The sequence below is a fragment of the Bacillus sp. MYb56 genome (assembly GCF_002976445.1).
GTDB lineage: Bacteria > Bacillota > Bacilli > Bacillales > Bacillaceae_G > Bacillus_A > Bacillus_A mycoides.
On record NZ_PCOH01000060.1, the window covers coordinates 1 to 10,664 of the forward strand.

The following is a 10,664-nucleotide window of genomic DNA, read 5'->3' on the forward strand; positions in this document are numbered from 1 at the left end:
GGCTGATAATGCTTCCATTTGAATACATTTTCCTTTTCCATACCAATCACGCACCCTTTTTAAAGTAATAGTAACAGTATGTCCAAGATTTATAGATTCATTGCAATTGTCCTTAAGTTTTTGCACCAGAACCATTTTGAATCCTGTGTTTATTAATCCGAGTAATGATTATAGATATTATGATAAAAATCAGTTACTAACTGCTAAACGAATAAATTTGTTAAAACAAGCAGGGTTTAGCTTAAATGAAATCAGCAAAATCATTCATAGAAAGATATCAGATGCTGAAATAAGTAATTTGATAGAAGAAAAGCTTCAATTGGAAATAAATAAGATAAAAGATGCAAATCAAACAATAAATAAATTGAAAGGCCTGAATCCTGCAATTACGATTTTAAATAACGAAGTAAAAAAAGAGTATCTAGAATCATTGTTCGTATATGAATATGAATTATTACCAAATGAAAATATATGTGTAGCACTGAATAACTTAGAAGAAATAGTTAGCGGACTTAATGTTAAAAAGAATGAAAGAATCATCACATATAAACTAATAGATAATAAAATTTACCCTATTCGTATCGCCTTACAATTGGAAAATTACGAATTGAATCAATTGGCAATCACAAGTTATTTTGGATTTCAAGCCCAAAAGTTTTTCTATGAAATTGATCCTTATCAAGAAGAATCAATATTAAAAATAAATGAGATAATGAAAAAAAATGAAATAGAATTATCCGAACCATATATTTATGAACGTATATTAAGCCCGGATGATTATCTATATTCCTCCAAACGCCTTTCGGAATTTATTTTTCCGTCTAAGTATTAAGTGTTTGACCTTACCCTTAGGTTAACCCTTACACTCTCTTTAAAGGGAGGTATAATACATGAAAAAAAATGATTATGCATTGGTAACAGGAGCTTCTAGAGGGATAGGAAAGGCAATCGCAATCCAACTTGCAAATGATGGATTCAATTTATTATTACATTATAATCAAAATATTGAAAAGGCTAATCAAGTCAAAGCAGAAATTGAATCAATTGGCAGACAAGCACATTTAATTCAAGGTGATTTCAATTCCAGTGAAGGGATTAACGAATTCATCGAAAAAACCAAGGAAATGCTAATCCAAGATAGTAATGTATCACTACATACAATTGTTCACAATGCTGGACATGCTACATCAAATGGATTTGGAGAAGTGGACTATGATGAGTTCGATCGTCTATTTAATGCAAATGTTAAAGCGCCATATTTTATCACACAACCTCTAATCGGATTTATAGCATCCAATGGTAGGATAATAAATCTATCATCCGGTGTGACACGTATCGTATTTCCATATATGATGATATACAGTATGACAAAAGGCGCAATTAATACAATGACGTTTACACTAGCAAAGGAATTGGGTGAAAAAGGCATTACGATTAATTCCGTAATGCCCGGAATCATTGATACGGATTCAACTGCTAACTGGCTGCATACAGAAGAAGGTCAAGAAAATGCAAAGAATATGAGTGCTTTAAAAAGAGAGGGTCAACCAGAAGAAATTGCAAATGTTGTTTCATTTCTAGCGAGTGAAAAAGCGAGTTTTATTACTGGGCATAATATGGATGTAACTGGTGGAAGTCATCTGTAATTAGGTACATCTAGCTTTTGAATAAAGATGTGTTAATATTAGATTTTATTAGAATAAAATCTAATATTAACACTACAAAAGTAAAAAAAGTAGAAAAAGACTAGTAAATTTACTAGTCTTTTTCTACTTTTTTTATCATTAGCACCTTATTCAATTATTTCTAGGTTCACCTGTAAAATAGCTTTGTAACGCATGTATCAATCTAAAGAATGAAGCGATAAGGCTTGTAACCGAAAGGACTGTGGAGATAGCCTATCGATAGAACTCTTTAGCTAGGAATCCCCCACTTCTAAACGAAGTGAAAGTGGGGTTAGTTCAAGACAATAACAATTCAATTAATTTCATAAGTCGTTGTTTTGTCTGGCTCAAATAGTTTCTGTTTTTAGAAGAAATTAATAATCCTATAGGCATTTGGGGATTAAATCCTTTAACCTTAAATGATATATTGCCTTTGTTTAAAATAGTTCCCTTAGGAATAATACCTATTGCATTTCCAAAAACCATTTGTGGAATAAGATGTAATGCATTACAATTGTAAACTCTTTTAAACGATAAATTATTTTCTGATAAAAAGGCATTCACAGATTGATAATAATAACAACTATTTTCTCCAATTAAAATAGGATAATTAATGATATCGAATACTTCAACTGACTCTTTGTGTAATATTGGATGATGAGGGTTATTGACAATAAATTCAATTTGTTCATTGTAAAGTGGAGTGAAGTTCATATTGGAACTATTCTTATTCTTTCCGCAAACAGCAAAATCAATTTTATTTTGTTCTAATAGTTGTGATAAAAGTGCTGTGTTCCCTACAACAAAATCACAATGTATATATGGTTTCTCATTGTCTAAATAGTTTAATATAGATGGCATTAACTTTTTTGCAACAGATTCTGTTAGTCCTATTCTTACTGTCCCTTTTTCCTCATTACTTATGCGCTGTGCTTGAGATATTGAATAATCCCAATGCATTAATAAGTTATCTACCTCTTTTGCAAATAAAGTACCTTCCTCTGTTAATCGCGCATCCCATCCTCGTTCAAATAGAAGGAAGCCAAGTTCATTCTCCAGCTTTTTTATATGTGTTGTTACAGTTGATTGAGCATAGTTTAATTTTTTTGCTGCCAGTGAAAAAGTTCCTTCTTCGACAATCATCTTAAATGTATTTAACTCTTTTATTTCCATCTTCGCACTCCATCTTTATCGGTTTTATTGATAATTATACGATATATTTTCAATTATACAAATCGAGATAATAGAAGTAAAATAAGGTCATAAGAAAGGGAGTGAAAATATGCCGCTTGTTAATGTTTATTATCCAGATGGTCAATTGAATAAAGAAGAGCTAAAAACGATAAGTAATAGTATTCATCATTCATTGATTGAACACTTTAAAGTCCCAGAAAATGATTACTTTCAAATGTTTTTACCTTACCCACCTAATCAATTTTTTTACGATCCACATTATCTCTTAGAAGGAGAGAAAAAGAGAACAGAAAACATTATGCATGTTTCTATTACATGTGGGCCAGGAAGAACAATAAATCAGAAAAAGAGTTTGTATCAATCCATATCGAAAACTATTTCAAATCATTTAAACATCTCTACAACTGATATTTTTATTACATTAAACGAGACACCTGTTGAAAACTGGTCATTTGGTCAAGGAGTAGCACAAATGGTTAATATAAGGGAGTGAAAAAATAATGAATGATTGTATCGAGTCCAATATACGAAAGAAAATGAGAGATATGGCTCCCGATTTTGTTGATTATAGTGAAAACATATTATTCGAAAAAGTATGGAGAGATCCTATTTTAACATCTAGAGAAAGAAGCTTATGTACACTATCTGCTCTAATTAGTATCGGTAATACTGAGCAACTACCATTTCATCTACAATTACTTTTAGTAAAAAGCCATCACGCAATGATGATTGCATGATGGCTTTTGTTGTTTTCTTATTTCTTTGTCGCATTGACCCATGCAACAATGTCCTGGATGACATACGCAGGAACATTGGAAGGGACTTCGTATTCACTAGGGTGGCTTAATTTCCCGTCGCCCTCCGTGAAAAAGTGATTCAATTTCGGATATTCTTTGAACTGAACATCACTGCGGCTTGAAAGCCCTTCTTGCCATCTCGTAAACTCATCCTTTACTGTTACTTGATAATCACGTGCGCCTTGCAGAATCAGTAATGGCTCTTTTCGTGATTTCGCTTCCTCAACTGGACGCCAACGAGTCACATCATACATGAAATGTGGAGAAAGATAATTATAACCAGCTGGTGGGTGATCTGGATCAAAAGTAGGATCCTCAATATAGGCGAATTGTTTTTTTAGTTCATCTATAAATTCCTTTGGTGCCCCGAGGTACTGATACTGATTAAGGAGTATGTCAGTAAAAGGACGTGCAGGTGGTGCCATTAAAATACTTCCTCTTACAAGTAATGAAGGTGCTTTACTTAATATACGCGGCATTGTGCCAGCTCCTTGGCTATGTCCGAGAATGAAAATGTTATCTGGGTCAATGCCTTCCTGCTGCGCTGCTGATTTTGCTGCATATATGGCATCATCTGTAGTGTCACGGTCTAATGTAGCAGGTTCTGCACTCATTTTAAAACCGTGTTCTAAAGAACGTTTCTCGTAACGTAACACTGCGATACCGCTTGATGAAAGACCAGCTGCAAGGTCTCTAAAGATTTTAGCTCCCATAAATGTACTGTCACGATCATGCGGCCCAGAACCGTGAACAAGAACAACAACAGGCACTTTTTCGCCAATTTTATGTTTTGGAACCGTTAATGTGGCTGGTAACGGGTATGTAGCATTTCCAATTACGATTTCGCGCTCTTGGTAGGAATCAGGTTGGTCATAGCTAGGATGTGGGATGGTATAAGATTTCTCTGGCGTCGTCCTTACACCAACTTCATCAACTTTGCCGCCAGGCGTGAATTTAAGGAGTAATGGAATAGTAGTTCCTTCGATAGCTCCTGGAACTTCAACCGTTTGATGGACCAAGTTTCGTTCTTTTATAAAAGGTGTTCCGATGCTTGTAATCCTGCTCCCGCCACTTTGTGTCCACCAGCTTTGTAATATGTTTGCCGTAAACTTGGATTGAAAAGCTGCAGACGTCAACTGGAGTGCCTCTGCATATTTACCTTGTTGGAGATATGCAAAAAATAAAGACGTACGCTCCGTTAATGAGACTTGTTTCTTTTCTGCAGTTTGTGCCCCTTGTGTATCCCCATGAATAGCTGTTGTAAGCGGAAAAGAAGAAACACCTAAAGAAAAGAGTAGGGTAAAAGAAAGTGCTGATTTTTGTAACTTCTTTTTTTTCATCCTGTTTAACCTCCAAAATGTAATGGTATGAAATGGGTATGGTAATTAGTGGAATGTTTCCCTATTGGGGTTTCGTTACATGTAAGGGGGAATCCTGCATACATATCATAAAAAGCCCGTTTGAAAGAGTGGAGGAGTTAAGCAATGGATTTATACTTAAATCTTTGCTAAATCATAGAAATCGATCGTTTTTCCAACAATGATTCCAATCCCGTTATGATGTAGGGGAAGAAAAACAAGAAGAGAGGGAGGCATACGATGAAGAAATTTTTATGGTTCATTTCTACATTGTGCATGTTTTATTGGTAACAGGGTGTAGTAGCAAAGATGACACTGGAATTTCCATTACCCCATACCGAAAAAAAAGGGTATAGGTATACTTTCCTGTTTAAAATATTGTTCGTATAGGATGCGAATAAGCTTCCTATACGAACAACATTACATATTAATAATTTAGAGGGTTTTAAAAAGAAAGAGGTGGTTTTTAAATGTATAATGATTCAATATATTTTCCTTATATAAATTATGATCAATGCTTCGATCGTCAATTCCCTGGTCCTCAGATTCCAGGTATACCTGGAATGCCAGGTTTTCCGGGTGTACCAAGTTTTCCAGGACAGCAAAGTTCACAAGCTCCAACATCTCCTCCCCCATCATTTATTCCTCAACAATCAACTGCTTCACCATTTGCTGTTGATCCAGGAGCAATTTCATTATGTTTATTTCGAAATACTTATATATGGCTTAGTAATGGTGAACAATTTTGGTATTTCCCAATTTTTGTAGGACCAAGGTCTGTTGCTGGTTTTAGATGGAACGGTAGGTTTTGGGTTATTTTTGGAATTGATACGAGAAGGATTATTTCATTTACATGTTTTTAAAAATTATAGAGTAACGATAGAGGTTTAATTATATAAACAAAAGAGGTATTTGAATGAAAAAATTTCAATCATTTGATGGTACAATAACTATGATTAACGATTTTGTAACAGGGTCAAACGAAGATATAGGATGTAATAAATTAATGTCCGTAGATAATGGTTATGGAAATCTAATAAATTTTGTAGTGAAACCAAATACGTATTTTATCGACTATGCAACGGTAGTAGTAGGAGATAAAGTAACTGGGTTTTACGATGCCAACGCTCCTGCTCCTCTTATTTTCCCACCACAATTTCAAGCGATTGTTATGGCAAAATATACACCGCATCAAAATGTAAAAGTAGACTATTTTAATGAACAGTTGGAGAGTAGTGATGGAAAATTAAAATTAAATATTTCTCCTTCTACTCAAATTTTATTAACAAATGGTCAATTCTTTACAGGTAATCTTGTAAATCGAAATTTAATAGTTATTTATAGTTTTACAACAATGAGTATACCAGCTCAAACTACACCATATAAAATCATTGTTTTGTGTCAAAAGTGATTTCTATTCTAAAGGGTCTCTCGGTTTATCAAACTACAATCCATTGTAGAATCAAAAATTTTAGCCATCTTATTGACCAGGTTCATAGGCATGTCAAGAGACGTTTTGCCAAATCTGCAGGATTTCAAAATCTTCGTCATGCTTCACGTACGATAAAAGGTATCGAGACTATTCATGCCCTATATAAACAACGGCGAAGTCTTCAAAGAGACTCCGCCTTTTCAACGTACAATAGTATTCCTTTCTAAATATGAAGATATAAGTATCATAAATACATCAATATCATGAAGATACAGGAACCTAATATGTAATATTGCATATTAATAAATTTATATGAGTATATATAACGTGAAAATCACTATAACGAACATGCAGGTTTCCTTTTTTATTTGTTATTTTTATCAGTAAAGTAGACCACATATCAGCTTCAGATACTTGTTTTATGATACAAGTAATCAAACAAAAGGAGGGCCATACAACATAATTACACCATTATTAACAGGGCACTCTTTTAAGTACAGGAGATTATTAGCAGGTGGAGAAAATGTTGAAGATGTACAGACAGATAAACATATTCCATATGAAAAAAAATGAATTGCAGCAAACTCTAGAAAAGTACGATTCGAAGGAGTTTGGGTTATAAAAAGAAAATAGATAAATTAACAAGAGAAAAGCACTTTGTGTATATCACAGGTGTTTTTTATTTTCATTTTGATATAGGGCTTGAATTAAATTCCCATGTTTTTTTGCAGCCATTCAATAATGAATATGTACATATTCATTATTGAAATTAGTAATAATAAAATGTATTATTGAAAAGCACTATTTATAATTCAAGTAATCAAGGCTATGTATCCATAATAATTTGAACGTTCAGAAATTATAATATTATCATAAAAATGAGGTGAGGTTAATAGAAACAGTACATATTAAATGGTATGGATTGTATAGTTTAAATGATTTTTATAATAGAGAAGAAGCTTTTAAGAAGGGAATATTTGCAATCTCTAGAGTATATGCTAAGAATGAAACATTGATTTATATAGGAAAAACCAAAAGAAGCTTTATACAAAAGATAAGGGAACTTAATAAAGAATGGATTTTTGATGAAAGCGAATTAAAGATTACATTAGGAATAATAGAGTCTCCTAGTGGTGAAAGTTACTCTGAAAAAAAGGTAAAAGAGATAAAATCCCTTTTGATTTTACGACATACCCCAGTAGAAAACAACACATCTTTATTGTACCATAGAGGGCAGTTTAATTTGAAAATTATAAATAAGGGAAGAAGGGGCTTAATTGTTAAAAAGATTTCTACAGGAGATCTAATGTGGACGTAATTGGAATCGCCTTTGAATAAAATTGAAGGTTTCTTACGAACAGATGCTTATCAATTTTTAATGTATTAAAATATTTTTGAATAACATATGTCAGATGCTTGAAACAACACAAATTTTATTATGATATGAAATCTTGTATGGGAATTGTAATTCATTTCCATTGTTTAATGAAAATATTAAGAATTATAAGGATAATGCATAAAGATTAGAAGAGAAAATAAACTCGGAGGTTTAAAAAATGGGACAAGGAAGCAGGTTTCAAGAAAAACAACAAAATCGTCGTAAAAAGGTGATTTTTAATATTGCATTTACTTTGGTATTAGTGTCAGTTGGTATAGTGACATACCAGTTGTTTTCCCCTTCTGATACATCAAAGAAAGCAATTGCTCAAGAAAAGAAAGCAACAAAGATAGAAGAGAAGAAACATAAAGAGAAAGAAGCAGCGCAGTTAGAAGAGAAGAAACATAAAGAGAAAGAAGCAGCGCAGTTAGAAGAGAAGAAACGTGAAGAGAAAGAAGCAGCGCAGTTAGAAGAGAAGGAACGTGAGGAGAGAGAAGCATCACTGTTAGAAGAGAAGAAACGTGAAGAGAGAGAAGCAGCACTGTTAGAAGAGAAACAAAAAGCAGAAAAATCGGTAAAAACGAGCGAAAATGAAAATAAAGAGGGAGAAAAAACGGCATCTCAAGAAAAGGGTTCTCAAACTAATCCTTCTTGGAAGCCAATTGGTACAGAGCAAGGAGCAAAACCTGCAATGCAATTTAAAGAAGGAACAGCAGATTGGAGTGAGATGAAAAAAGCAATTTCTTATGCTGTTGATGTTCCAGAGAGCCAATTGATTTTCGATTTTATTGGGAATAATGGTAATAATAAAGCCTACGGTAATGTACGGGATAAGCAAAGTAATAAAAAATATAAGGTTGATATTGATTGGGTAGAGAATCAGGGTTGGAAACCAGCATCTGTTCAAGTGGTAAAATAAATAAGGGAAATGTAAATGTTCCCCTCTCTCGTTGTGGGGGACTAAGCTATTATTGTCCAGATAAGATAAACCTGGTTCTATATGATGTTTGAAGTAATTATGTATTTAAAAGTTTGCTTTTGTGAAAGTTCAAAATCTTGATTATCCGCATTACGGAATTTTACGGCGATGCGTTTCAAATTTACTTATACTTGTACAAGTGAATTGATAGATGTAAAAGCTTTTGGTTTCGCATCATTGAACATTTGAATGAACTGTTGATTAGAGGCACCAATCCATTGAAAACACAAATGATCAATTTCATTACATAAATTATTATGTATAGATTCTAATGTGATTCTGGTATTACTTGCACGATTAGCAGCTTCTTCTAGCATTTCAGGTGTTACTTTGATTTGAATCATTTTTTTCAACCTTTCCCAATTAAAATTGTGGGACAGGAAGAAAAATATAAATATCTAATGTAGAGATAAATGTAGCCAATGTATATGTGAAATAACAAAAGAAACCGGCTCTGTAATTTAAGTCGGTTTTTCTTTATTTATTCCGTATTAAGCGGAATCACCTGGTCAAATCGGTTCAACTGGAGCAAATTGCCCATGAAGTACCGTATTCGCCTGCTGAATCACACCGGAAAAGTTAATGTCCCAGTTGTTTATGATTACTGGTGAGTAAGGTTCTTGTGGTATCACAAGGTTCTCTTTATCGAGCAATCAATCAGAGAAAATTCGAAGAAACACAGAGGTGACAAACTTCTGTGTTTTTATTTTGTGATTTATGACAGCAATCCTATCAATACTCCAAAAAAGCAGTAAATTGAACTACTCACCACTTAACGTCCTAACGGACTGTTTGAAGTGGGAGATTCCTAAGTACGGAAACCTAGCGGTAGGCTATCTCCATAGTCCCTACTGTTAAGAGACGAATCGCTTCGTTTCTAAGATTCAGTCCTGCGTAAATATCTCTATCGTGATGTGTGCCACAAGAAGGACAATCCCATTCACGAAGATTTGGATTTTTAACGTCTTTATTTTGGTAACCACAATTTGAACATAGCTGACTAGAAGCAAATGTTTTTGAGACAACTACAACTTGCTTCCTGTACCATTTTGCTTTGTATTCCAACTTATTTCGAAATTGTGACCAAGATACTTCACTGATTGCTTTGGCAAGTTTCCCGTTTTTCAGCATATTGCTTACTTGTAGATTCTCAATATCAATTACTTCGTGGTTTTTGATGATTTCGGTAGAGATTTTATCCAAGTAATCTTTTCTTGCATTAGTAATATGTTCATGGACTCGTGCCACTTTCACACGTTATTTATTCCAGTTCGAAGAACCTTTCGCTCTTCTGGAAAGGATGCGTTGTGCTTCCGCTAATTTTTTTCTAATGTACGAAAGAATTTAGGTTTTTTGTATGTAGTTCCATTTGCAAGAATAGCAAAATCCTTTAATCCCATATCAATCCCAACAGAAGATCCTGTTTTCGGTAATTCTTTTACTTCGGTTCGGGTGCAAAAACTTTGAAGTAGATGAAAATGGTCTATCAAACTTGGAAATACTGATAGTACTACTCTATAAAAGGTGTGTAATCAGTATGGAAAAGGAGAATTTATTTAAGTGGAAACATTATCAGCCAGACATCATCTTGTTAACTATACGTTGGTACCTACGGTACAACTTAAGCTTTCGTGATTTGGTGGAAATGGTGGAGGAACGAGGGTTATTCCTGGCTCATACAACTATTATGCGATGGGTACATCAATATGGACCATGAATTCGACGTCATCTCAAACAAACGAATTCATGGAGAGTGGACGAAACATATATAAAAGTAAAAGGACAATGGATGTATTTATATCGTGCTGTTGATTCTGAAGGAAACACGATTGACTTTTATTTGAGTAAATCTAGAAATCATA

10 protein-coding genes and 5 pseudogenes are annotated in these 10,664 nt (G+C 33.6%); 10 read left to right on the forward strand and 5 right to left on the reverse strand.

Features of this window, described 5'->3' with window-relative positions; translation table 11 throughout:
- Positions 1 to 145: 145 nt before the first annotated feature.
- Together CQ058_RS29360 and CQ058_RS29365 are read left to right on the forward strand one after the other, a co-directional pair.
- A complete protein-coding gene (locus CQ058_RS29360) occupies positions 146 to 832 on the forward strand; it encodes a MerR family transcriptional regulator (RefSeq protein WP_002193434.1) in 687 nt (228 codons plus the stop codon).
- A gap of 58 nt (positions 833 to 890) precedes the next feature.
- Entirely contained in the window at positions 891 to 1,646 is a 756-nt protein-coding gene (locus CQ058_RS29365) for an SDR family NAD(P)-dependent oxidoreductase (RefSeq protein ID WP_002187386.1), read from the forward strand.
- Positions 1,647 to 1,961: 315 nt separating this feature from the next.
- On the opposite strand, the gene CQ058_RS29370 is transcribed toward CQ058_RS29365, so the two are convergent.
- Entirely contained in the window at positions 1,962 to 2,837 is an 876-nt protein-coding gene (locus CQ058_RS29370) for a LysR family transcriptional regulator (RefSeq protein WP_002187385.1), read from the reverse strand.
- A 109-nt stretch (positions 2,838 to 2,946) separates the two neighbouring features.
- Here CQ058_RS29370 and CQ058_RS29375 point away from each other — a divergent pair, with 109 nt between their 5' ends.
- On the forward strand, positions 2,947 to 3,351 hold the full coding sequence (locus CQ058_RS29375; RefSeq protein ID WP_002187384.1) for a tautomerase family protein: 405 nt from the start codon (positions 2,947 to 2,949) through the stop codon (positions 3,349 to 3,351).
- A 7-nt stretch (positions 3,352 to 3,358) separates the two neighbouring features.
- Positions 3,359 to 3,556: pseudogene (locus tag CQ058_RS29380) on the forward strand (carboxymuconolactone decarboxylase family protein); the annotation flags it as partial.
- Positions 3,557 to 3,612: 56 nt separating this feature from the next.
- On the opposite strand, the gene CQ058_RS29385 reads toward CQ058_RS29380, so the two are convergent.
- Positions 3,613 to 4,995, reverse strand: coding sequence for an alpha/beta hydrolase family protein (locus tag CQ058_RS29385; RefSeq protein WP_002193435.1), 1,383 nt, complete (start codon positions 4,993 to 4,995; stop codon positions 3,613 to 3,615).
- Between the two features lie 488 nt (positions 4,996 to 5,483).
- Between CQ058_RS29385 and CQ058_RS29390 the strand changes: the two genes are divergently transcribed.
- From CQ058_RS29390 to CQ058_RS29410, 5 genes and pseudogenes are all read left to right on the forward strand, one after another.
- Positions 5,484 to 5,876 (forward strand): transporter, encoded by a 393-nt coding sequence (locus CQ058_RS29390; protein WP_002187379.1) that lies wholly within the window; start codon positions 5,484 to 5,486, stop codon positions 5,874 to 5,876.
- A 53-nt stretch (positions 5,877 to 5,929) separates the two neighbouring features.
- A complete protein-coding gene (locus CQ058_RS29395; protein ID WP_002191574.1) occupies positions 5,930 to 6,424 on the forward strand; it encodes a hypothetical protein in 495 nt (164 codons plus the stop codon).
- Positions 6,425 to 6,447: 23 nt separating this feature from the next.
- Positions 6,448 to 6,672, forward strand: a pseudogene (locus tag CQ058_RS29400) (DDE-type integrase/transposase/recombinase); the annotation flags it as partial.
- A gap of 656 nt (positions 6,673 to 7,328) precedes the next feature.
- A complete protein-coding gene (locus CQ058_RS29405; RefSeq protein WP_002187376.1) occupies positions 7,329 to 7,763 on the forward strand; it encodes a hypothetical protein in 435 nt (144 codons plus the stop codon).
- A gap of 238 nt (positions 7,764 to 8,001) precedes the next feature.
- Positions 8,002 to 8,742, forward strand: a complete 741-nt coding sequence (locus CQ058_RS29410) for a YrrS family protein (protein WP_105590163.1) — start codon at positions 8,002 to 8,004, stop codon at positions 8,740 to 8,742.
- A gap of 119 nt (positions 8,743 to 8,861) precedes the next feature.
- Here the strand turns inward: CQ058_RS29410 and CQ058_RS29415 are convergent.
- The 3 genes and pseudogenes from CQ058_RS29415 to CQ058_RS29420 all read right to left on the reverse strand — a co-directional run.
- A pseudogene (locus CQ058_RS29415) lies at positions 8,862 to 9,146 on the reverse strand (WXG100 family type VII secretion target); the annotation flags it as partial.
- A gap of 165 nt (positions 9,147 to 9,311) precedes the next feature.
- Positions 9,312 to 9,434, reverse strand: a complete 123-nt coding sequence (locus tag CQ058_RS32555; protein ID WP_258169583.1) for a hypothetical protein — start codon at positions 9,432 to 9,434, stop codon at positions 9,312 to 9,314.
- Between the two features lie 190 nt (positions 9,435 to 9,624).
- Positions 9,625 to 10,265 (reverse strand): annotated as a pseudogene (locus tag CQ058_RS29420) (RNA-guided endonuclease TnpB family protein); the annotation flags it as partial.
- 74 nt (positions 10,266 to 10,339) lie between these two features.
- Between CQ058_RS29420 and CQ058_RS29425 the strand changes: the two are divergent.
- Positions 10,340 to 10,664: pseudogene (locus CQ058_RS29425) on the forward strand (IS6 family transposase); the annotation flags it as partial.